Raw genomic sequence first — 23,137 nt, 5'->3', positions numbered from 1 at the left:
AGTTTCTATATGCTGGATAACATCAGCAAGAACTTGCGTGAGCAATACAAAACTAAATGGTCAGGATATACTTTGAAAAGCTTATTACAAAGGCGATTTATTAAAAATGTTCTCACTGTAGCGTCTGGTACTATGGCGGCACAAGCTATTACACTTATATTTTCGCCAATAATCACACGTTTGTATGGTCCTGAAATATTCGGTATTCTTGGTTTATTTATGTCAATGATAGGCATAGTGGGCCCTATTACTTCATTAACCTATCCTATTGCTATTGTATTACCAAGAGAAGATTCGGAGGCAAAAGGTTTAATCCGCCTTTCACTATATATTGCAATCATTCTTTCCACAATAATGTCATTTATTCTTATTCTTTTTAGTGCCCCAATTATAAAGGTATTTAATGCTGAAATGCTTGCCCCATATTTATTATTCATTCCTATAATGATGTTTCTAGGAGCAACGCTTCAGGTAACAGAGCAATGGTTAATTCGAAAAAAATATTATAAAGTGACAGCAAAAGTTAGTGTGACTAATTCATTATTCGTTAATATATCAAAAACAGCAGTCGGATTTTTCCATCCTGTTGCTACATCATTAATTTTTATCACAACAATAGGCAATGCATTGAATAGTATAATGCTTGTATGGGGTGCCCGAAGATCTTTGAATTTTTCAAATAAGAAAAAACATATGGACAGACGAAAAACAAAAAGATCACTCTTTAACTTAGCGAAGAAATATTATGATTTTCCGGTATACCGAGCACCTGAGATGTTTTTTAACGCTATATCACAGGGTCTTCCTATAATTATGCTTACCACTTTTTTCGGGCCAGCATCTGCTGGGTTCTACGCTATTGGGAAAAGAGTAATGGAGTTGCCTTCACAATTAGTCGGACGTTCAGTTGGTGATGTCTTTTATCCCCGTATAACAGAAGTGGCTAATGAAGGTGGGAGCATTTCAGGATTTTTAACTAAGGCAACGTTAGTCATGGCTGCAGTTGGACTGATTCCTTTTGGAATAATAGTTTCCTTTGGACCGTTCTTATTTGGATTAGTATTTGGAGAAGAATGGATAGTTGCTGGAGAATATGCTAGATGGATAGCGCTGTGGTCTTATTTTGTTTTTATAAATATACCGAGTGTTAAAACCCTGCCAGTTATTTCTGCGCAAAGGTTCTTTTTGTTTTTCTCTATTATTTCAACAGTAGTGAGAATCGCTACACTTGCTGTAGGTGGCTATATGTTTAACAGTGATATTATCGCAGTAGCTCTATATGCTATTTCTGGAGGAGTTCTTAATATAATTCTAATTGTTATAACAATATTAAAAAGTAAGAATTTTATCTTAAGAAGAGCAATAAAGCTAAATGATTAAAAAAATGTTTATGATATAGCTATAAGAGTTTAGAAGAGAAAGTTTTATATGATATAGCTTATTAAGTCTTTATCGTTAAGGAAGGTGAAGTTAGTGAAAAATAACAAAAAAATAAGATACTCAATGATGAATTTTATGGTGAGGTATGGAAATTGGGTTCCAGATAATATTTATTTAAAACTTTATTCAAGATTAAGAACTGGAAAATCAGTGAATTTAAAAAAGCCAAAGTCTTTTAATGACAAGATAAATTGGATAAAGTTGTATGATCGAAAACCGATTATGACTATTTGTGCGGACAAACTTAAAGTAAGAGAGTTTGTAAAGGAAAAGATAGGCGAGGATGTATTAGTACCTCTTCTATGGTATGGGGATAACCCACAGGAGATTCCGTTTGAAAAGTTCCCAAATTCATTTGTATTAAAGACTAACAACGCTAGTGGTACTAATATTATTGTAAATGACAAGGGCTCCATGGATAAGGCTAAAGTGGTTGAACAACTAAGTACCTGGTTATCTCAAGACTTTTATCATCCTAAAAGAGAGTGGGTATATAAAGATATCCCTCCTAAAATTATTTGTGAGAGTTTCCTAGAACAAGATGACGATAAAGAACTAAGGGACTATCGATTTTTTTGTTTTAATGGTGTTCCTAAATTTATAAGTGTTGATTTTAGTATAACTGATAAATCTAAAACAAGAAGAAATTTATATGATTTAGAATGGAATCTTATGGATGCAGAGATATCTTATCCTAGGGAACTTAATATGAAACTGAAAAAACCGGAAAAATTAGAAGAAATGATTGAATTGAGTAAAAAGTTGGCTGAAGGTTTTCCGCATGTTAGGATTGACTTTTATTATATAAATAAAAAAATCCTATTTGGTGAAATGACTTTCTATCATCAAAGTGGTCTAGGGGAATTTAGGCCACAAGAATTTGGAGATACATTGGGGGGTTGGTTACATTTACCAAACAACTCTTAATTAGCATTATGATATTTTAGAAGCAAAATAAATTCACTTTAGTATGTGTATTTACATTTTATTATGGAAAAAAATTAAAGAAAAGGAAGGCATGAATATGTACAAAATAGCAGTTGCAGGAACTGGTTACGTCGGCTTAGTGGCTGGCGTTTGTTTTGCTGAAATGGGTCACCAAGTAACCTGTGTAGATATAGATGAAAAAAAAATAGAATTAATGAAATCTGGAGTTTCTCCAATATTTGAAACAGGTTTAGAAGAGTTGATGCAAAAAAATTATGCTGCTGGAAGAATCGAGTATTCATCTGACTTCAAATCAGCTTACAAGGATGCAGATGCAATTTTTATTGGTGTTGGGACACCTGAGCAACCTGATGGTTCTGCAAATCTTTCCTACATTGCAACTGTTGCAAGAGAAATTGCTGAATCGGTAGAAAAAGATTGTTTAGTAGTAGTTAAATCGACAGTTCCTGTGGGCACAAACGATAAAGTAGAACAATTTATCCAAGATTTTTTAGTTAACGATGTAAAAGTAGAAGTGGCATCGAATCCTGAGTTCTTGGCTCAAGGATCTGCTGTTCATGATACACTTCATGCAGAAAGAATAATTATCGGAACAGAGAGTAAGTGGGCTGAAGAGTTATTAATGAAGATTTATGAGCCATTCCATTTACCGATTGTTTCAGTAAATAGAAGATCAGCTGAAATGATAAAATACGCATCCAATGACTTTCTTGCACTGAAAATTTCTTATATGAATGATATTGCTAACCTTTGTGAATTAGTTGGTGCTGATATTCAAGATGTAGCAAAAGGGATGAGTTTTGACGAACGTATCGGCAGTAAGTTTTTAAATGCAGGCATTGGTTTTGGAGGATCATGTTTCCCTAAGGACACTAAAGCACTTGAATATATTGCTAAACAGAACGGTTATGAACTTAAAACTGTTAAAGCAGCTATTGATGTTAATAAAGAGCAGAAAACAATGCTATATAAGAAAGCTAGTAAAAGGCTTATTACCTTTAATGGTCTTAAAGTAGCTGTGCTAGGATTGACATTTAAGCCAGGAACGGATGATTTGAGAGAAGCTGCATCTCTTGAAAATGTACCTTTATTATTAGAACAAGGTGCAGATATTTATGCATTTGATCCTGTTGGAGCAGAGAATTTTGCTAAAGTTCACCCAGAAGGTAAGGATGGCAAAGGTAGTATCACTTATGTTTCCAATATCGAGCATGCTTTGGAAGGGGCCAATGTCTGCTTTATCTTTACTGAATGGGGAGAAGTAAAAGCTTTAACACCTGAAATGTATAAGAAACTAATGCGAACTCCTCTAGTATATGATGGTAGAAATATTTATCTTGTTGAAGAGATGCAAGAAGCTGGAGTAGAGTATCACTCAATCGGAAGAAAGCCTGCAACAAGAGAAGGAATAAAGGAGTCGAAAAACCTTGAATTACAAAACTCTTGATCCTAGTAAAACATACCTAATAACTGGAGCAGCTGGTTTTATCGGATACTACCTATCTAGGAAACTACTAGAACAAGGGTGCCAGGTGATTGGTATTGATAACGTCAATGACTACTATGATGTGAATCTTAAACATACTCGCTTAGGGAATTTGGAACCTTATGAGAAGTTTAGTTTTATCAAAGGTGACATATCAGACAAGGATTTGGTAATGAAGACCTTTGAAGAGTACAAGCCTAACATTGTAGTAAACCTAGCTGCTCAAGCAGGAGTAAGGTATTCAATTGAGAACCCGGATGTCTATATTCAAAGTAATATCATTGGCTTTTATAATATCCTTGAGGCATGTAGATATCATCCAGTAGATCATCTAGTGTATGCATCATCTAGTTCAGTTTATGGGGCCAATAAAAAGGTTCCTTTTGAGGAAACAGATTTTGTAGATAATCCAGTATCACTTTATGCATCTACAAAGAAATCAAATGAATTAATGGCACATACGTATAGCCACCTTTATAAGATTCCAGCTACTGGGCTTAGGTTCTTTACAGTTTATGGCCCTATGGGTAGACCAGATATGGCCTATTTTGGATTTGCAAATAAATATTTTGCTGGTGAACCAATTAAGATATTTAATAATGGCGATTTTGAAAATGACCTTTATCGTGATTTTACTTATATAGATGACATCGTTGAGGGGATTGATCGATTACTAAGTAATCCACCTGAAGGTGATGTTCAACATAAAGTCTTTAACATCGGAAACAATAGCCCAGAAAAATTGATGGTGTTTATTGAAACGTTAGAAAAGGCCTTAAGTAAAGCGCTAGGCAAAGAAGTACAATTTGAAAAGGTCTTTGAACCTATTAAGCCAGGTGATGTGCCAGCTACTTATGCTTCGACGGATCAATTACAGAAAGCCGTAGGCTTTAAGCCGGAGACTTCGATTGAAGAAGGGCTTCAGAAATTTGCCGATTGGTATGTAGATTATTATAATTTGAAGGACTAATTACAATTACCCGCTGGGCCAAAAGTGGCTCGGCGGGCTTATTTGTCGTGCTTTTTATCTTTTCCCACCACAAAGAGGATCATGTACTTCATAACATAATACTCCACATTTAATCCTTCCTATATTTGCACAGCATTTCTTCTTTTAATATTTTTCCCCACTCAAGATCAATAAGCATTACATATAAATTAGCTCGAAGAGATAATGGTAGTCTCCTCATGATATAATTAAAATCCTTTTCATCATTAACAACTATAGTAAATTTATCAGTTTCAAGTAATTCAAATGTAGCAATCCGCCCATAAAGATGAAATGGGTGGAATGAAGGGTGGTTCCGGCCTGGAATACTTGGTCTAAAATCTAGATACCATCTTTTATATTCATTGTGCTCTATGTTAAGTACCATATCAGGGAATCTAAATCTTTCCTCAGTCTTTTCTACACTCCATTTAAATGGCCTCTCAAATAAATCAGCCAATATAACCTGTAGGAATTTTCTCTCTAACTCTTCCATTTGCTCTCTAAAGTTCATCGGAGAGTATTTCTCTACTCCGCCATTTCTATTTTCATCCGATTCATCTTTTCTAGCTAAATGCCCAGCAGCAACCATAAGATCTTGATATGTAACTTCATTATGTGCTTTTGCTGCAAATTTTGATATTGTTTCCGGCGTGGGAGGTGAAGCGATCATTTGTCTAAGAAACCTGGAGATGTGAGCGGCACTTACACCTGTTTCATTAGCGAAGTGGAAGGACCTGGGGACGGTTCTCTAGTCCCATTTTAGGGCTTAAATCAGGGAGAGGGATGTGTAGGGGGGTGGCTCTTGCATCCTTTAAACGTATTTCTTTTAGTATGAATGATCCTAATGCGACATTGGTGGCTGCTCTTTTAGATTTATTTTGTCGGTTTAAATATTATGAGTGCTTATTTTTATTGTTTGGTTTATGATAGATTTGATGATTGTTATCCTCTAGTATTCTACTTTAGTTCCTTTCATGTATTCTTCTTTTTAGTTTGTTCTTTCTTTATTTCCTCCATTTCGAGCTAGTCTTTTCTACTCTTCTTTTATTTGATTTTTCTCCATAAATTTCACAATGTCTTTCTATTTATTTGTTGTTTCCATACCTTTTTATCTCAATCTATTAATTTTCTTCTATTTTAATCTTTTTGGAGGTTTGTGTATGTCTGCAAAAGTTTCAAGTGTTGGTTTGAAAGGGCTTGAGGGATACCGTGTTGATGTTGAGGTTCAGGTGAAGGAGGGGTTTGAGTCCATTGTGATTGTCGGGCTACCTGATGCTTCAGTGAAGGAGTCGAAGGAGCGGGTGACGGCTGCGCTGCATACACTTGGGTTTCCGCTGGTGGAGAGGAAGGTAATCATCAATCTGTCACCGGCGGAGCAGAAGAAGAACGGCCCTTGTTTGATTTGGCCATTGCACTTGGCATCCTTAAGAGTGGTGGTTTCATCCAGGAAAAGATTCCGGTGGAAACTGGCTTTATCGGTGCGTTGTCACTGGATGGAACGGTTCAACCGGTTGAGGGGATGATTGCTGCAATCCTCGCTGCTAGGAAATTGAACTTGAAAATGCTTATTCTTCCTTTGGATTCATCGATTCCAAGAATCGAAATTGATGGCTTGGAGCTGGTATACGTTGAGTTGTATTTGTCAATCGAAAAATCCCCCACTTAAGCATTTAAAATTCCTCCACCTAATTTTTCCAAATAGGCAGAGGAACCTACTTTTTAAAAGGGTAGAACACCCAACGATTCTTCTAATGCAGCTTTTTCCTTTTCCAATTTCTCTATTTCCTTTTTGAGTTCAATAACTTCTTCAAAAAGGCGGTCCATTTTTGTTTGATCATCAATTCCATCTTCAGAAAGGACCTGGGGACGGTTCTCATGTCCCGTTTTAGGGCTTAAATTTGGGGAGAGGGATGTGTAGGGGGTTGGCTCTATGCATCCTTTAAATGTATTACTTTTAGTATGAATGATCCTAGCGACATTGGTGGCTGCTCTTTTAGATTTATTTTGTCGGTTTAAATATTATGAGTGCTTATTTTTATTGTTTGGTTTATGATAGATTTGATGATTGTTATCCTCTAGTATTCTACTTTAGTTCCTTTCATGTATTCTTCTTTTTAGTTTGTTCTTTCTTTATTTCCTCCATTTCGAGCTAGTCTTTTCTACTCTTCTTTTATTTATTTGATTTTTCTCCATAAATTTCACAATGTCTTTCTATTTATTTGTTGTTTCCATTCCTTTATATATCAATCTATAAATTTTCTCTATTTTAATCTGGTTGGAGGTTTGTGTATGTCTGCAAAAGTTTCAAGTGTTGGTTTGAAAGGGCTTGAGGGATATCGGGTTGATGTTGAGGTTCAGGTGAAGGAGGGGTTTGAGTCCATTGTGATTGTCGGGCTACCTGATGCTTCAGTGAAGGAGTCGAAGGAGAGGGTGACGGCGGCGCTGCATTCACTTGGGTTTCCGCTGGTGGAGAGGAAGGTAATCATCAATCTGTCACCGGCGGAGCAGAAAAAGAACGGCCCTTTGTTTGATTTGGCCATTGCACTTGGCATCCTTAAGAGTGGTGGTTTCATCCAGGAAAAGATTCCGGTGGAAACTGGCTTTATCGGTGCGTTGTCACTGGATGGAACGGTTCATCCGGTTGAGGGGATGATTGCTGCAATCCTCGCTGCGAGGAAATTGAACTTGAAAATGCTTATTCTTCCTTTTGATTCATCGATTCCAAGAATCGAAATCGATGGCTTGGAGCTGGTATACGTTGAGTCGCTACAGGATGTTTTGAATCTACTGGCCGGCCAGCAATTGTTGCCTTTGCTACCGGAGGCGGAAAGGGTTGAGGAGCCCAAGGTAGCCAATCGGGATTTCAATCAGATTATTGGCCATGAGTTTGCAAAACGTGCACTTGAGATTGCCGCTAGCGGCGAACATTATGTGTTGATGGATGGGCCGCCTGGCTGCGGGAAGAGCCTTCTCGCTGAAACATTTCCGACCATCTTGCCTTCCCTTTCGAAAGAAGCTCAACTTGAAAAAATCAGCTTGTATCAGCTGGCGGGTGCCCCTTATTCCTCTCTTACTATTCCTCCATACCGCCATCCTCACCACTCCGCATCATCCGTCTCGATTATCGGGGGCGGCACCAATCCCAAACCTGGAGAAGTTTCTCTAGCCCACCGGGGTGTCCTTTTCCTAGATGAATTAGGTGAGTTTTCGAAAAAGACATTGGATATGCTCAGACAACCTTTGGAGAATGAGAAGGTGACCATCAGCCGGATCCATTCGACTGTGACCTATCCGGCTAAGTTTATTTTTATTGCGGCAATGAACCCATGTCCGTGTGGGTATTTAGGTTCGGACAGCCACTACTGCACTTGTTCGGAGAAGCAGATCAAGTTATACAAGAACCGGGTTTCCGGTCCAATTTTAGACAGAATCGATCTCCTCCTTACCTTAAAAGCCGTGAATCTTAAGGGGCATGATTTTAGCCAAAATGAATCATCCGAACAAGTTAGAAGAAGAGTGTCGGCTGCCAGGGAAAGACAATACGAAAGATACGGAAGGGAAATTTGCAATAGCAGTGTACCGTTTGAGCAGTTGATTGGAGGCAGACCGTTAACAAGTTCCCAGCAGAATGGGTTACAGAATTTGTCTATGAAGTATGGACTAAGCAACAGGGTGCAAATCAAAATCATTCGGAGGACTTGGGGACGGTTCTCAAGTCCCATTTTAGGGTATAAGTGAGGGAGAGGGATGTGTAGGGGGCTGGCTCTATGCATCCTTTTTACTTATTCTTATAGTATTAATTATAAAATGGTGCCTGTCACCACCCGAGATTTGTCAAGATTTGTAGATTAAGAAGTAGGTATAAGGGAAGGACCTGGGGACGGTTCTCACGTCCCATTTTGGGGCCTAGATTAAGGGGGGGATGTGTAGGGGGACTGGCTCTATGCATCCTTTTTACTTATTTCTTTTAGTATGAATGATCCTGATGTGGGATTGATGGCTACTGTTTTTAGATTTATTTTGCCGGTTTACATATTATGAGTGCTTATTTTTAATGTTTGGTTTATGATAGATTTGGTGATTGTTTTCCTCTAGTATTCTACATTCGTTCCTTTCGTGCATTCTTCTTTTCAGTGTTGTTTTTTCTTTATTTTTCCCCATCATTGAGCTAGTTTCTTCTCCTTTTTTCATTTCTGAATTTCATGTCTTTTTAAAATCCACAATGTCTTTCTATTCATTTTTTGCTTTCACTCCATTTATTTCTATCCATAAATTTTCTTTTATTTTAATCTGTTTGGAGGTTTGTGTATGTCTGCAAAAGTTTTAAGCATTGGTTTGAAAGGGCTTGAGGGATACCGGGTTGATGTTGAGGTTCAGGTGAAGGAGGGGTTTGAGTCCGTTGTGATTGTTGGGCTACCTGATGCTTCGGTGAAGGAGTCGAAGGAGAGGGTGACGGCTGCGCTGCACACACTTGGGTTTCCGCTGGTGGAGAAGAAGGTAATCATCAACTTGTCACCGGCGGAGCAGAAGAAGAACGGTCCTTTGTTTGATCTGGCGATTGCACTTGGCATCCTTAAGAGTGGTGGTTTCATACAGGAAAGGATTCCGGTGGAAACTGGTTTTATTGGTGCGTTGTCACTGGATGGAACGGTTCACCCGGTTGAGGGGATGATTGCTGCAATCCTCGCTGCGAGGAAATTGAACTTAAAAACGCTTATTCTTCCTTTTGATTCATCGATCCCAAGAATTGAAATCGATGGCTTGGAGCTGGTATACGTTGAGTCGCTACGGGATGTTTTGAATCTACTGGCCGGCCAGCAATTGCTGCCTTTGCTGTCAGAGGCAGATATTGAAAAAGGGTGCCAGGCACCATCCAGAGATTTTCCAATTGCGTAGTAATTAACACTTGTAACCTCTCATTTTTAATTTGTTGATTTTTAGGCTTGGCGATGTGTAGGAGGTTTTGTACAACAAATTAAAAATGGGTGCCTGGCACCATCTAGGGATTTTCCAATTGAGTAGGAAAGAAGTACACGGGGACGGTTCTCAAGTCCCATTCTGGGGTTGTAGGGGAACAGTGCCTGTCACCACCCGAGTTTTGTCGATATTTGTAGAATGATATGTTAAGTATAACCCTGAGTCTTTTAGTAGCTCAGGGTTGCAATGATTAAAGTAGGGAGGGTTTTTTCTTGGGGAACAGTGCCTGTCACCACCCGAGTTTTGTCGAGAATTGTAGAATGAAATGTTAGTATACCCTGAGTCTTATAACAAGCTCAGGGTTAATGATTAGAAGAGAGATGCATTTTGTTATTACAGAACAAGAAGCACTCTTTTTTCTCTTTGTCTTTCCTTATTAATTATCTTTTATTCCACTGTTAATGACGTTCCATAATGTCCTGAAATTGACGTTATTAATTGTCCTAAACCTGACGGATTCACTGTCCAATATGAAGGGGAAGATTAGTATTTCCTAATTTCATAACCTTTTTTTGAAATAGTGGACTAGTATAATGGAACCCTTGATCTGAATGAAGTATTGCATCCTGATGGAATGGATTCAAAACCTTTTTCTTTAGCCTTTTTAATGTTTCATAAACAATATCCATTTCCAATGAAGTGGATAAATAATGAGCAAGTATTTCTTGGTGGTTAGTGTGCCTATGAGGTCCCGTCACAGTGACTCCCCGAAAATTTTGTTTCACATTGTTGATACTCTTTCCATTTGGTCAATCTGATGAGTATCTCTTACGGAATAATGAAGGCCGGAGATTAAGTTCTCCGGCCTATTAGTATTTCCCTTGAAATTTCGGTATTTTGGGGTCAGACCCCCGCTCAGAAGTGAACAATTTATATGGTCTAAATTCTATTAATTTTTTAACAGATCTTTTATATAACTTATAATAATTGCAATTATTGTAAGGTCAATAACCTTATTAAGTATTATGTGAACCAATTGGAAAATTCTCAAAAAATTATCGGAGTTAATTTTTTCGATTATCTTCAAAATATAATTATCACTAACAGGTAATGTATAGCTTATTAAAAAAGTCAAATAAGATGACTCCCATATTGATAACTCAAAATTATAGAATGTACCTAAGATTATTTGATAAATAAGGCCGAAAATAAAAATAGGTAAAAGTAAAGGAGATATAAGTGCTAAAAGCAAGATTCCGTATAACTCCAGCTTTTCTAAAAAACTTTTTGCCTCCTCTAAATTTGATATACGCCTAATTATCCTATAAAAATAATCAAACATAAAATATGTAAACAAGAATATTAGGAATACTATTATTCCAATGATTATGTGTTTCTCTACCATTTCATTACCTGTAAATTTCATTATGGGTTCGATGAAATGCTGAATACCTGTAGTGAAGAACAATATACTTATTGATATAAATATTATTCTTAGCCAAAACATCAATAACAACGAGTGGAGTTTAACTTTGTAAACAAATATACTTAATAATAGAAAGATAACCGAAAAAGATAACGAAACTACTGACATGGTGTATTTGTTGGTCGGAATTAGTGGGAAAGTAGCATAGAGCAAGATAAATATATTGAAAGTTTTAGAAGACATGCTTTTAAGACTCCTTAGATAAAATAACAAGGTTATATATATTCTATATTAAACCTTGTTATTTGGGAACAGTGCGCTGTCACCACCTGGGAGGGACTTGGGGACGGTTCTCACGTCCCGTTTTGGGTATAAAGAAGGGAGAGGGATGTGTAGGGGGAATAGCTCTATGCATCCTTTTTACTTATTTTTTTTGAGGACCTGGGGACGGTTCTGATGTCCCGTTCTGGAGTACAGTCATCCTCAAGTAATTGGGTGTTGGGAGTTCTTGCCAGGCATCCACTTGTTTTTGATGAGGGTGCCTGGCTGCTATTTTGGCTATGGTGCCTGTCACCACCCGAGTTTTGTCGAGGTTTGTAGAATGCTAGGGTCGCATGTTTGATATGTTTTATACAAATAGAAAAATACCCCTTCAGCTACTTTAATATTGAAGGGGTTGTGGACCAACAGATGCGCTATGCGATTGGAACAGTGCCTAGTCACCATCCGAGATACAGTACAAAATGAAGGGGAAGCAGCCCATATCCATCAAGTTAAGCAAATAGATACCATCTTTCTAGGAAATGCCCAATCCTTTCTTTAATTCCATAGAAAGTTAGGCGTTTTGTATGGTCGAACTAACATTTGAAGACGAATTAAAGCTCTTGTTGATGAATTGGTCGCATTTTCTCTTCCAACTTTCTTGATGAACTGGCTAAGACTCGTAAATTTAAGCAATGGAAAGGAAAAATTGGAGCCATTGGATTTTGTATCTTTATGCTCGTGCTTTTATTGAAGGATTGGGCATCAACTAGTTGCCAAGGCAATTCTAGTTTAAGTCTAACGTTTTAGAAGGTCCATTTGGGACAGTACTCATGATACTGGCTAAGTCAACAAGAGTATCATGCGGACCACCATGTATAAAGTGCATGTCTATTCGTATCCTGGGGTGGTCTCGACATGGCAGAGCTGCCACTTTTACATGTCTGTATGCACTGTATTAGAAGTTGTGTTCTATAAGGAAAACTTAACTTTGTTTCCATTTTCATAAATCTCATAATCTAATTCAACTTGATAGAGTTCTTCTATAATTTTAAAATTCCTTATAAAACTCTCAAAATGATCACGACCGGGTTCAGGTAGCCATATTTCTCCTTCAGTTTCATAATAAATACTATAATAACCCCAACCATTATTTCCTTCTGTGAATATTTGAAGAGTAAGTTCCCCATTCCTTTCAACTATATCTATACCGGTAATATTGATTTCTTGGAGTTGCCCATTCTCCCAATACTGCCAGCTCGTATACATCTCTGCTTCGTTTAACAAAGATTGCTTTAACTCTGAATCAAGCTTTTCAGCAGAAGAATTGTTTTTTTCTAAAGACTCAATTCTGAACTCATGGTTCATTACCATATCTTCAAGTGCAACCTTACTGAGTGCTGCGATCTTAGAAGTCATAAATGGCATGGAAAAAAGGATACCTAAGAATAAAAGAAATATAAAACGTTTTTTCATGAATACTCCCCCAAATAAATATATTTTGATTTCATTTCCATCATACAATAAAGCTGCACGTCATTCGAGTTTGGGGAACAGTGTTCACCACCCGAGTTTTGTAAAGATTTGTAGAGTGCAAGGAGGATACGAGATGATATTGATGGCATTTTCTTTGGTCATCCTTTTTATAACTGAACAGAACAGTGCCAATCACTTCTCGTTTTTTCTGTTTTACGGAATGTTCCACAGGTGTTTTGATTTTTGTATTGTAAGTATCTTGTTTTACAAGGATCTTTTTAGTCCCTTATTTGCTATGAGAAATTTATAATATTGAAGGAATAATATATTTTTTGTCGAAATCTTATTCGGTAAGTTTCTTATGTAAGATTAGGGAGTTAGTAATCTATTCAGGTGTTGCAATTTAATAAAATGGGGGTTAACAATGAAAAAGTATCTAGTTTATTCTATGTTGGTGATTCTGGTTATTTCTTTGAGCATACTATTGACACCAGGTAACACTGACGCTGTAAGTAAAAAAGCCCTTGAAGAAATTGTTATGGAACAACAGATGGCAATTGAGGCACTACAAACACAATTACTAGCAGTCGAAGAGAAAGTAGAGGCACTTGCTTGGAATAATAATGAGAATATGGTTTTAAGACTTAGTCAAAGTGAGGACAACATAAATAGGTTAATGAAAATTCATGGAATTGATGAGGAATCAATCCAAGAAGATCTCACGCGAATACCAGAACAGCTGAGAGGGATAATTAGAGAGGGTTTAATGGTTACTCCTTTAGCAAGAGATTATTTTTCTTATGATGATATGGCAACCATCGGTAACCCGTATTACAACATTTTTGAGTATATTTCTGAAAAGGAAATTCAAGAATTAGTTAGAAATATTTATTACGAAATGAAAACAGATGAAATGAACTTTACTAGAGCGTTAATTTATATTGAGACACCCGAAAAGCGCTCACTTGCCATGTATGTAGATTTATAAACACAGAGCTTATCATAGTGGGTTCCGCATTGGAGGGGACAAAGGGACAGGTTCAGACCACTAAAAAGGTACCCCTTTTTCCCTAGTGGAGGATTTGGGTTCGGTGTCTGTCACCACCCGAAGATACAAAATTTTAGGTTGAAATTTACTTAGCGTATAATATCCGCGTTTTGTTGGCTGGAATCCATGTAAATAAAAGTTGATTATAAATTGTATAAAAAAAGTATTATTATATTATCTTTCTAGATATAGAGAGGATGTCAAAAATGAGTTCTGAAGAAACTAATAATACCCCAGCTAATCCAAGTAGCAATTCCAATAATGTAAGTGTCAGTATACTTCCTGATATTATAAGTCCAATCACCCCAATACTAAAAGAAATTTATACTGATCTAGCTTCTCCTGCGGTCAAAAAGGTCGGGATGGCCTTAGAAACCGTTATGGACTTCGGCTATACAATGATTTTCGCTCCCTTACAAAATGTAAGTGAGAAAAGAAAGCTTAACTTACAAAAAAACATGGATCAATATAAAAAGAAAATTGAAACAATCGATGAACATGAAATTGCTCAAGTACCGCCAGAATTAGGAGTTCCCATTCTTCAAAAACTTACTTATATCCAAAATGATGACCTAGTTGATTTATTTACTACTTTACTGGCTAGCGCATCTTCTGTAAAAACCTGTTCCTTGGCTCATCCAGGTTTTATCAATATCATCAACAATTTAACTCCAGATGAAGCAAAAATATTAAAATATCTTTCAGACAATGAAATCGAAAACCTCCCTTTTATTATTATACAGCTACAAATGCAGGTACACGAAAAACAGGGAAACGAAGAATTTACTTCACGCTTAACTGGTTTTGACCGAATGGAAGAATTAAATTTATTATTCCCTCAGAATGACCATCTATATTTTGATAATTTTATGGGCTTAGGATTATTAGACATCCCTGGTACCGCATATTTATCAGACGAACAAAAATATAAAAATTTAGAAAATACCTACCAAGATATGGTGGAAGATATTGAAAGGATTAAAGATGAAAGAGTTCCATCTGCACGAATTAATATCAAAAAAGGCTATTACAAAAGAACTTTCTATGCAGATTCCTTTTTCAAAGCATGTATAACCCGATTACAAGATAAAAACCAATAAAAATTGGGGAAAGGTGCCTGTCACCACCCGAAATTTGTCGAAGGTTGATAGGGTTTTTGAGAGAAAGTAAATGATAAAATGGAGTTGCAACTGAATATTGTGAGGGTGGTTGGTTGTCAGTCTTCTTTCCATTAGGAAAGGAGGTGATAACCATGGAAACATTTCTTGAATTTATTCGTGAAATCTTGAAAGGAATTGTGCGGGAAGGAACTGCATATATCTTTCGGAAAAAGGTTCTAGAATACAAGAAAACCACCCTACGCCGTCGCAAGCTTAAGGGTGGTTTTCAAGATAAGGATTAAATATTATTGACAACCACCACCCTGACGGTAGAGGTTGCAGGGAGAGGAGTGCTACCAACACTTCTCTCTTTTTATTATATGACCATTATACAGGAAAATATTCTGTTTGAGAAGAATCGGGAACTGTGCTTGTCACCACCCATGGGATGGTGCCTGTGACACCACTCGAGTTATGTAGTAGAGGGCAGAAGGGAAATGCCCATGGAGAGGGTCTCTTCTGCCCTTAGCCTATTTAATAAATTTTTAGAGTTTGGAGGATATTGTTTGTTTCTGTCGAAATGTTATTGGTAGATTCCTCGTTTTATTTTTTTACCAGCAATCAATCCATTCTAGTTCTACTTCCCTCTGTTTTGAACTACCGTTTTGTACTATTCTTTTTTATTCCTTTTAAGTAATGAAAATTAAATAGGTTTGGAGGTTTTTTTTTGACGGTTAAAGTGTCTAGTATTGGCCTTAAAGGGCTTGAGGGGTACCGTGTGCAAGTGGAGGTTCGGATATCACCTGGGACTGAGTCGATGACGATTGTGGGGTTGCCGGATGCTTCGGTGAAGGAGTCACGGGAGCGGGTGGTTGCGGCACTGAGTCATTTTGGTGCTGATGTGACTGACCAGAAGGTAGTGGTTAACCTTTCTCCTTCCGAGCAGAAGAAAAACGGCCCGCTGTTTGATTTAGCGATCGGGATTGCCGCTTTAAAAGAGTTGGGTATGATCGAGAGTGATGTTCCAAGAGATACGGCTTTTATTGGGGCTTTATCTCTTGATGGAACGGTCGAGAAAGCGGAAGGGATGCTTCCAGCACTTGTTTCCGCTAGGGAACTTGGGTTGAAGCAGGTCTACTTTCCTTACGATCCTTTTATTCCAATTCATATGCTGGAGGGCTTGGATTGTGTGGTTGTCAACCATATTGAAGAGGTGGTCAACCATTTGGAGGGTCAGAGCAGTCTTTCGTTTTTTCCAACCCCTGAACAATTAGAGCCAACTCTTTCGAAGATTGAACCTTATTCAAAAGATTTCCTCCATGTAATTGGCCATGAGTATCCAAAGCGAGCGCTAGAAATTGCAGCTGCAGGGGAACATAATGTATTAATGACTGGTCCGCCTGGGTGTGGAAAAAGTCTTCTCGCAGAAACCTTTCCATCTATTCTTCCGTCTCTAACAAGTAAGGGGCAGCTAGAAGTGATGAGCCTCTATCAATTGGCTGGAGAAAAAAGAGGGGTTCATCATCAAGTTCCTTTTCGCCACCCTCATCATTCGGCATCATCCGTTGCCATTATTGGGGGAGGTTCTTCACCGAGACCAGGAGAAATCTCACTTGCCCATCGTGGTGTGTTGTTCCTTGATGAAATGGCAGAGTTTACAAAGAAGACGCTAGAAAGGACTTGGGGACGGTTCTCGTGTCCTTTTTGGTAGTCGAAGGGGAAAAAGGGACTGTTCTGAAGAACGAAATCGCTTCACAAAGGACCTGGGGACGGTTCTCATATCCCAGTTTGGGGTTTAAATCAGGGAAAAAGGGTGCCAGCGTATAATGGTAAATAAGTCAATAGAAATAAATTTATAAAAAAGACCGACCTTAAGTAAAACCCCTATTTTCCATTTTTTTGAAGGTTCAACTATCACAAAAAAATATATAGGGCCCCTCTAGAACGTGAAAGGATCTTGTGTTTTTCATCCTACAGAGGATACCGCCTAGTAAGTATAAACTTAGATTTTCACGTATTATTCGTACTTGTAGGACAAGATCCATAACGTGGCATGCGAGGTCTGAAGCCTCAGGCACGAAATTCAATGTGATCTAACGTCCTAGAGGAGCCCAATTTAAAGTTTAAAAACTACTTTGCTTGAGAAGCGTTCAATAATGTTAAAACTGTTTATTTAGGCAAACAAAATTCAGAAAACATAATCCTCAGACCTTAGGTCTGACTTTAACTTGAGTCATTCTTCTAAGCCGACTGGCCAACAGCTAGCTTTACAAAATTCTCAAAGAACTGTTTTACATTTGGCATACGCAGCTTCTTGCTTATTTCATCGTATAAGACATAGTTAGATTGATTTGTACGGTACAGTGTTTGATGACGAATCATCGAAAAGGCTAGACGGATCATCCTGTTCCCTAAAGCAATATACGCTTGTCTAGGATGCTTTCCACGCTCTTTTAAGTCTTGATACTTCTTTTTCATTTCAGGGTTATTTACAGCTAAGGATTTACCAACCTGGTACGTAACATTCCGGAAACTCCTTCTTCCTTGCTTAGATACACCATAATACGAAGGTTTTCTCCCGCCAGATTGCTTTACAATCGGATTGGTTCCCGCCATTTTAATTAATTGCCCCGCATGGTCGAAATCAGAAATATTGCCCATTTCAGCGTATAATTCAGCACCGGTGACTACACCTATTCCCTGGACACTAAGGATAACAGCGCCCTCAGTTTGAACGAATAAATCCTCTATTTTCCTTTCCAGTAATTTAATTTGTTCATCTAATAAATCCAAACGATCCAACCCTTGATTAAGAAGAAATTGGTTCACCTCTACGAATTCCTTTGGCTGAGAAATTGAGTTTTGTGCAAAATCTATCAATATCTCAATACTTTTATCTCGAATCTTAAGATTCTCACGAATAGAAATGTCACGTAGGCCTTGTTCTCCAAGGGAAAGAATATCACTGGGATGGAGATGATGCCTCATTAAATAACGAGGTGCCTTACCAAATAATGTTGAAAAAGGCTGAACGTGTTCACGTTTTCCATTTACCCATACACTTTTCCCCTGGAACTCACGGAAGATATGGTCTAGATGTACGCGAATGTGGTTTTGTGTTGCCGTCCTTTCATCGACTAGCTCGCGACGCGCACGTGTTAATTTTTGTAGGTTGTGAACAGAGCCAGTGGACAATTCACTAGATGTCCCCCTCCCATGAATCATGGATTGAACAATTGCCATCAGGTCTAAGTTATCCGTTTTTGACCAGTTTAAAAGGGCTTGTCTTTCTTGAGCAGTCGTCGCTGCGTTTAGGATTCTGACATGATAACCTTGTGAGTGAGAACGTCTAACCAAATCCTCATAATAATGCCCTGTGGTTTCTACCCCAATTACAACAGCCTTCATTCCATGGAGTTCTCTCTGTACTTGGATTTGTTCTTTTACTTTTTCAAATCCAGTCAGCGAAGAATCGAATTCAAAGGGGTTTACTAAAACATCCCCATAAAAAGTACAAATGTAACCGTCAAGTAGAATTAAACAGTTTTTAATAAATAAGATTAAACAGTTTTCATCAATTAAGATTCAACACTTCGTTCTTAATTTATATAGCCCTAAGGAACACCCCCTACCTAGGTAGGGGATATTTTTTACTTTCAAATTAAATCGTTCATTCCTAGTAAATTCTCTAAATGCCGTTTTTGTTCTTTTAAACTTTCAACTTCCTTTTTAAGCAGGGATACATCTTCTAACAATCTCTTGACTTTCGTTTTATCATCGATGCCTTCCTCATAAGCTGTCCCTTTAACGTAACACCAATCATTATATCTATAGAGATCATCCTCAACGGTTGGGCGGCTTTCACCCATCGAGTTTGCTCTTTTATTATTTTCCTCAACCCCTTCCTTAACCGATCCTTCATCTACTCTAATCCCGTAGGAGTTAAAAAAACGAATTGCTTCCTCTGTGTTTAAAAGACTCATTGTATTTATCCCCTTATTCTATTATTCAGTTTTTTGATCATGGAATAATGCCTTTCTATATTTCATCCTAATGCTATCTTGCTCCTCACTAAAGGTAAGAATCTCACTTCGATGAAGGAGGCGGTCTAAAATAGCCGTAGTCAGTGTTGGATCTCCTAGGAACTTTCCCCATTCCCCTGGACCTTTATTAGATGTAAGGATAAATGCTGCCTTGTCATACATCTCATAAATAAACTGGAGGACATGGGGAGGACATGGGGACGGTTCTTAAGTCCCATTTTAGGGCCTAAATCAGGGATGGAGGACATGGGGACGGTTCTCAAGTCCCATTTTAGGGCCTATATCAGGGAGAGGGATGTGTAGGGGGTTGGCTCTATGCATCCTTTAAACGTATTGCTTTTAGTATGAATGATCCTAATGTGACATTGGTGGCTGCTATTTTAGATTTATTTTGTCGTTTTAAATATTATGAGTGCTTATTTTTATTGTTTGGTTTATGATAGATTTGATGATTGTTATCCTCTAGTATTCTACTTTAGTTCCTTTCATGTATTCTTCTTTTTAGTTTGTTCTTTCTTTATTTCCTCCATTTCGAGCTAGTCTTTTCTACTCTTCTTTTATTTATTTGATTTTTCTCCATAAATTTCACAATGTCTTTCTATTTATTTGTTGTTTCCATTCCTTTATATATCAATCTATAAATTTTCTCTATTTTAATCTGGTTGGAGGTTTGTGTATGTCTGCAAAAGTTTCAAGTGTTGGTTTGAAAGGGCTTGAGGGATATCGGGTTGATGTTGAGGTTCAGGTGAAGGAGGGGTTTGAGTCGATTGTGATTGTTGGCCTACCTGATGCTTCGGTGAAGGAGTCGAAGGAGAGGGTGACGGCGGCGCTGCATTCACTTGGGTTTCCGCTGGTGGAGAGGAAGGTAATCATCAATCTGTCACCGGCGGAGCAGAAGAAGAACGGCCCTTTGTTTGATTTAGCTATTGCACTTTGCATCCTTAAGAGTGGTGGTTTCATCCAGGAAAAGATTCCGGTGGAAACTGGTTTTATCGGTGCGTTGTCACTGGATGGAACGGTTCATCCGGTTGAGGGGATGATCGCTGCAATCCTCGCTGCTAAGAAATTGAACTTAAAAACGCTTATTCTTCCTTTTGATTCATCTATCCCAAGAATCGAAATCGATGGCTTGGAGCTGGTGTACGTTGAGTCGCTGCAAGATGTTTTGAATCTACTGGCCGGCCAGCAATTGCTGCCTTTGCTACCGGAGGCGGATATGATTGAGGAGCCCAAGGTTGCCAGCCGGGATTTTAATCAGATTATTGGCCACGAGTTTGCAAAACGTGCACTTGAGATTGCCGCTAGTGGCGAACATTATGTGCTGATGGATGGGCCGCCTGGCTGCGGGAAGAGCCTTCTCGCTGAAACATTTCCGACCATCTTGCCTTCCCTTTCGAAAGAAGCTCAACTTGAAAAAATCAGCTTGTATCAGCTGGCGGGTGCCCCTTATTCCTCTCTTACTCTTCCTCCATACCGCCATCCTCACCACTCCGCATCATCCGTCTCGATTATCGGGGGCGGCACCAATCCCAAACCTGGAGAAGTTTCTCTAGCCCACCGGGGTGTCCTTTTCCTAGATGAATTAGGTGAGTTTTCGAAAAAGACATTGGATATGCTAAGGCAGCCTTTGGAGAATGAGAAGGTGACCATCAGCCGGATCCATTCGACTGTGACCTATCCGGCTAAGTTTATTTTTATTGCGGCAATGAACCCATGTCCGTGTGGGTATTTAGGTTCGGACAGCCACTACTGCACTTGTTCGGAGAAGCAGATCAAGTTATACAAGAACCGGGTTTCCGGTCCAATTTTAGACAGAATCGATCTCCTCCTTACCTTAAAAGCCGTGAATCTTAAGGGGCATGATTTTAGCCAAAATGAATCATCCGAACAAGTTAGAAGAAGAGTGTCGGCTGCCAGGGAAAGACAATACGAAAGATACGGAAGGGAAATTTGCAATAGCAGTGTACCGTTTGAGCAGTTGATTGGAGGCAGACCGTTAACAAGTTCCCAGCAGAATGGGTTACAGAATTTGTCTATGAAGTATGGACTAAGCAACAGGGTGCAAATCAAAATCATTCGAATGGCTAGGACGATCTCTGACATGAGGGGCGAGCCATCGATTTCAGATCGTGCTATTGAGGAAGCGTTAACGATGCGCAGGATAGGAAAGTGAGGTGGATGCGATGCCTAGGGAAGCAAGACGGAAGAGCACTAGCGGTGTTTATCATGTGATGCTAAGAGGAGCAAACCGGCAAGAAATTTTCCATGATGATGAAGACCGGATCAAGTTCCTTGATTGTTTAAAAAAATATAAAGGAATCGCTAATTTCACCCTCTATGCCTGGTGCTTGATGGACAACCACATCCATTTGCTTTTAAGGGAAGGGGAAGAAGAACTGGCCAATACCATGAAGCGGATCGGGGTAAGTTATGTAGGTTTTTACAATTGGAAGTATTGTACGACAGGACATCTTTTCCAAGACCGGTTCAAAAGCGAAAATGTCGAAACTGAAGAGTACTTCCTCACCGTCGTTCGCTATATTCACCAAAACCCCGTCAAGGCAGGTATCTGTTCGCAGGTTGAAGAATGGAAATGGAGCAGTTGCGCCGGGTATTATAACCGGGGGGATGATTCAGAGGGCCTTCTTGATCGAGATACCGTATTAGAGATGTTTGGAGAAACCCGGTCATTGGCAATCACCCAGTTCAAAGCGTTCAACGAACGAACCAACAACGACGAATGCCTCGAAGATAACTATAGAAGAAAACTCACAGACGAGCAGGCAAGGGATGAAATCAAACGCCTACTCGGTGAAGTGGAAATTGCCCAGATAAAGAGCCTACCCGGGTGGCAAAGGGATCATTACCTTATAAAAATAAAATATATTGAAGGAATTAATATTCGACAGATTGCAAGAATCTTGGGAGTCTCGAAAACTCTTGTTCATAGGGCATTTCATGTTAGCTGAAGAACAAAAGCCATCTTGAAGCACTCCTTGCACAGCCGGTGTAGGAAAAGGAATTTCCTTAACTCAGTAAATCGGCGAATGATTTAACTAACGAGAATTATTGTTGCTGCAAGAAGAAATTAATGCCACTACAACAATCTTGTAGCGGAAAAAATGTATTTCTGTGGGAGGGGAGAACCGTCCCTATGTCTTTTGCCTATGTCTTTTGTGTTTTCGTTATGATTAGGAAATTAGAATCGTCTACTGGTATAAACAATCTAATGAGGGTAAGTAATGCTGTAGTAGATTTATTAACCGAGGCGAGTAAAGCATCTGATTTTTATTTGGTTAGAGATAAAGATTTCTTGATAACTTCACAAATAGAGGAACTTAGGATAAAGCTTAACCAAAAAATCCATGTCCTATCAAAGTACCATATTGAAAATTATTTTTTAAATGGTGAAGCAATTATAAATGTCTTAAAAAATTTAGGTCTTGATACGTTCAATAATTCGAATCAGATTGATATTAAATTAAAGGAAATTGCTGATAGTCAAAGAGACGATGTTATAGCCCAATGGATTGCATTTGAATTACATGAAGAGTTAAGAAAATTCAACTTTAATGTAGGTGGTGAAAATTTAGAGGAAAGACTCAAAGAACGAGTAGCTGCTCAAAGAGAGCGAATAAATGACATACTTGGTGATAGTAGCATAGCTGTTAACCTAGATGAAAAAAAGAATTATATCAGTGATAACTGGGAAAATATATGGAGGGATTTTCCACCCGGAAGAGACATTTTAAAGGAATTTGTAAACCTATTTGTAGAAGGTATTAAATATGATAGATTTATTCATTTGCTTGTTAGAGAGTGCATAAAATTGAAAACCCCTGAAGTTGATAATCTAAAATCGGTTATTCTTAGTGAGCTGGGTTTTGAACAGTAGTTATACAAAACAACAACAAAAACACCGTATCCCTAGTGTAGTAAAGATTGGGTGCACTGTCACCACCCGAATTTTGTCAAGATTTGTAGATTGAGAAGTTGGTATA

18 protein-coding genes and 1 pseudogene are annotated in these 23,137 nt (G+C 38.3%); 14 read left to right on the top strand and 5 right to left on the bottom strand.

What is annotated here, in order from left to right; translation table 11 throughout:
* Positions 1–9 precede the first annotated feature (9 nt).
* The 4 genes from LG336_RS25980 (at position 10) to LG336_RS25965 (ending at position 4,844) form a co-directional block, all read left to right on the top strand.
* The gene (locus LG336_RS25980; protein WP_404330364.1) at positions 10–1,380 is read left to right on the top strand and encodes a lipopolysaccharide biosynthesis protein; all 1,371 of its coding nucleotides are present in this window, start codon (positions 10–12) and stop codon (positions 1,378–1,380) included.
* A gap of 93 nt (positions 1,381–1,473) precedes the next feature.
* Entirely contained in the window at positions 1,474–2,367 is an 894-nt protein-coding gene (locus tag LG336_RS25975) for an ATP-grasp fold amidoligase family protein (RefSeq protein WP_404330363.1), read from the top strand.
* Positions 2,368–2,464: 97 nt separating this feature from the next.
* Positions 2,465–3,835 carry a UDP-glucose dehydrogenase family protein gene (locus tag LG336_RS25970; RefSeq protein ID WP_404330362.1) on the top strand — a complete coding sequence of 457 codons (1,371 nt, stop codon included), beginning with the start codon at positions 2,465–2,467 and terminating at the stop codon, positions 3,833–3,835.
* A complete protein-coding gene (locus LG336_RS25965; RefSeq protein WP_404330361.1) occupies positions 3,816–4,844 on the top strand; it encodes a GDP-mannose 4,6-dehydratase in 1,029 nt (342 codons plus the stop codon). Before LG336_RS25970 ends, LG336_RS25965 begins: the two co-directional genes overlap by 20 nt.
* Positions 4,845–4,953: 109 nt before the next feature.
* Here LG336_RS25965 and LG336_RS25960 read toward each other — a convergent pair whose 3' ends face one another.
* Positions 4,954–5,535 carry a hypothetical protein gene (locus LG336_RS25960; RefSeq protein ID WP_404330360.1) on the bottom strand — a complete coding sequence of 194 codons (582 nt, stop codon included), beginning with the start codon at positions 5,533–5,535 and terminating at the stop codon, positions 4,954–4,956.
* A gap of 403 nt (positions 5,536–5,938) precedes the next feature.
* Between LG336_RS25960 and LG336_RS25955 the strand changes: the two are divergent.
* The 3 genes and pseudogenes from LG336_RS25955 (at position 5,939) to LG336_RS25945 (ending at position 9,761) form a co-directional block, all read left to right on the top strand.
* Positions 5,939–6,531, top strand: a pseudogene (locus LG336_RS25955) (magnesium chelatase domain-containing protein).
* A 623-nt stretch (positions 6,532–7,154) separates the two neighbouring features.
* Positions 7,155–8,603, top strand: a complete 1,449-nt coding sequence (locus LG336_RS25950; protein ID WP_404330359.1) for a YifB family Mg chelatase-like AAA ATPase — start codon at positions 7,155–7,157, stop codon at positions 8,601–8,603.
* 570 nt (positions 8,604–9,173) lie between these two features.
* Positions 9,174–9,761, top strand: coding sequence for a magnesium chelatase domain-containing protein (locus LG336_RS25945; RefSeq protein ID WP_404330358.1), 588 nt, complete (start codon positions 9,174–9,176; stop codon positions 9,759–9,761).
* A 2,680-nt stretch (positions 9,762–12,441) separates the two neighbouring features.
* On the opposite strand, the gene LG336_RS25940 is transcribed toward LG336_RS25945, so the two are convergent.
* Positions 12,442–12,945, bottom strand: a complete 504-nt coding sequence (locus tag LG336_RS25940) for a hypothetical protein (protein WP_404330357.1) — start codon at positions 12,943–12,945, stop codon at positions 12,442–12,444.
* A gap of 424 nt (positions 12,946–13,369) precedes the next feature.
* Between LG336_RS25940 and LG336_RS25935 the strand changes: the two genes are divergently transcribed.
* From LG336_RS25935 to LG336_RS25920, 4 genes are all read left to right on the top strand, one after another.
* Complete coding sequence (locus LG336_RS25935) at positions 13,370–13,933, top strand: hypothetical protein (protein ID WP_404330356.1); 564 nt, start codon at positions 13,370–13,372, stop codon at positions 13,931–13,933.
* A 266-nt stretch (positions 13,934–14,199) separates the two neighbouring features.
* Positions 14,200–15,093, top strand: a complete 894-nt coding sequence (locus LG336_RS25930; RefSeq protein WP_404330355.1) for a DUF4393 domain-containing protein — start codon at positions 14,200–14,202, stop codon at positions 15,091–15,093.
* Between the two features lie 152 nt (positions 15,094–15,245).
* The gene (locus tag LG336_RS25925) at positions 15,246–15,395 is read left to right on the top strand and encodes a hypothetical protein (RefSeq protein WP_404330354.1); all 150 of its coding nucleotides are present in this window, start codon (positions 15,246–15,248) and stop codon (positions 15,393–15,395) included.
* A gap of 425 nt (positions 15,396–15,820) precedes the next feature.
* The gene (locus tag LG336_RS25920; RefSeq protein ID WP_404330353.1) at positions 15,821–16,804 is read left to right on the top strand and encodes an ATP-binding protein; all 984 of its coding nucleotides are present in this window, start codon (positions 15,821–15,823) and stop codon (positions 16,802–16,804) included.
* A 530-nt stretch (positions 16,805–17,334) separates the two neighbouring features.
* On the opposite strand, the gene LG336_RS25915 is transcribed toward LG336_RS25920, so the two are convergent.
* The 3 genes from LG336_RS25915 to LG336_RS25905 form a co-directional block, all read right to left on the bottom strand.
* Positions 17,335–18,612, bottom strand: coding sequence for an IS110 family transposase (locus LG336_RS25915; protein ID WP_404333290.1), 1,278 nt, complete (start codon positions 18,610–18,612; stop codon positions 17,335–17,337).
* 137 nt (positions 18,613–18,749) lie between these two features.
* Entirely contained in the window at positions 18,750–19,076 is a 327-nt protein-coding gene (locus LG336_RS25910; protein WP_404330352.1) for a hypothetical protein, read from the bottom strand.
* A gap of 21 nt (positions 19,077–19,097) precedes the next feature.
* Entirely contained in the window at positions 19,098–19,307 is a 210-nt protein-coding gene (locus LG336_RS25905; RefSeq protein ID WP_404333289.1) for an ATP-binding protein, read from the bottom strand.
* Positions 19,308–19,812: 505 nt separating this feature from the next.
* On the opposite strand from LG336_RS25905, the gene LG336_RS25900 reads away from it, so the two are divergent.
* The 3 genes from LG336_RS25900 to LG336_RS25890 all read left to right on the top strand — a co-directional run bounded on the left by LG336_RS25900 (position 19,813) and on the right by LG336_RS25890 (position 23,031).
* On the top strand, positions 19,813–21,309 hold the full coding sequence (locus tag LG336_RS25900) for a YifB family Mg chelatase-like AAA ATPase (RefSeq protein ID WP_404330351.1): 1,497 nt from the start codon (positions 19,813–19,815) through the stop codon (positions 21,307–21,309).
* Positions 21,310–21,319: 10 nt separating this feature from the next.
* Complete coding sequence (locus LG336_RS25895) at positions 21,320–22,105, top strand: REP-associated tyrosine transposase (protein ID WP_404330350.1); 786 nt, start codon at positions 21,320–21,322, stop codon at positions 22,103–22,105.
* A 185-nt stretch (positions 22,106–22,290) separates the two neighbouring features.
* Positions 22,291–23,031 (top strand): hypothetical protein, encoded by a 741-nt coding sequence (locus LG336_RS25890; RefSeq protein WP_404330349.1) that lies wholly within the window; start codon positions 22,291–22,293, stop codon positions 23,029–23,031.
* Positions 23,032–23,137 lie beyond the last annotated feature (106 nt).

Origin of the sequence: Mesobacillus maritimus (genome assembly GCF_044803185.1) — a bacterium.
GTDB classification, from domain to species: Bacteria; Bacillota; Bacilli; order Bacillales; family Cytobacillaceae; genus Mesobacillus_B; species Mesobacillus_B maritimus_B.
Note: the sequence above shows the minus strand (reverse complement) of the source record. Positions and strands in the feature narration are given on the sequence as shown.